The organism is Mycobacterium sp., from assembly GCF_008709575.1.
Taxonomy (GTDB): domain Bacteria; phylum Actinomycetota; class Actinomycetes; order Mycobacteriales; family Mycobacteriaceae; genus Mycobacterium.
This window is the reverse complement of sequence record NZ_VYIK01000397.1, coordinates 1-666: the sequence shown is the minus strand read 5'-3', so window position 1 is coordinate 666 and position 666 is coordinate 1. Positions and strand designations below refer to the sequence as shown.

Sequence of the window (666 nt, the reverse complement as noted above, 5' to 3'; positions counted from 1 at the left end):
AAGGCGTGGCGCACCATTGCCAAACTGTCGCTGCCGGACCGCTACTTGCGTGACACCGCCGACGACGCTCCGGAGACCCGCAGCGAGCGGATGTTCGCCGGACTGGGGACTGGTTTCGCCGGGACCGACCTAGCGAGTGGGCGCCGCCGCGGACTCACGACAGCGATCGCGGCAGTGCGCCAATTCCGCCGCGATCCCCGCGTGTCAGCGCGGACACAAACCAGACCGCAAGTGATGCCGATGCCTGCTCGAAGTCCGGGAGAAGCGATTGTTGTGACGTCGTGCCAGCATGCCGTAAAACCAGGGGATGGAGATCGGTTCAGGTGAGCCAGATGAACTATCTCGATCTGCACGGTGAGCGTATTGCCTATCGGGAGGCAGGGACCGGCGAGACGCTGCTGTTGATTCATGGCATGGCAGGGAGTTCGGCGACCTGGCGAGCCGTCATCCCCCAGTTGTCGAAGAAGTATCGGGTGGTGGCACCGGACCTGTTGGGCCACGGTGAATCAGCCAAGCCGCGCGGAGACTACTCGTTGGGGGCGTTCGCGGTGTCGCTGCGTGATCTGCTCGATCAGCTCGGCATCAGCCGGGCGACTGTGGTCGGTCAATCACTCGGTGGCGGTGTGGCCATGCAGTTCAGCTATCAACATCGCGACTACTGCCAGC

1 protein-coding gene and 1 pseudogene are annotated in these 666 nt (G+C 63.7%); both read left to right on the top strand.

What is annotated here, in order from left to right; all coding sequences use genetic code 11:
* Positions 1-327, top strand: a pseudogene (locus F6Q13_RS19190) (hypothetical protein); the annotation flags it as partial.
* On the top strand, positions 324-666 hold a 343-nt coding region (locus F6Q13_RS19185), incomplete at its 3' end, for an alpha/beta fold hydrolase (RefSeq protein ID WP_293059899.1). The pseudogene F6Q13_RS19190 and the gene F6Q13_RS19185, both read left to right, overlap by 4 nt.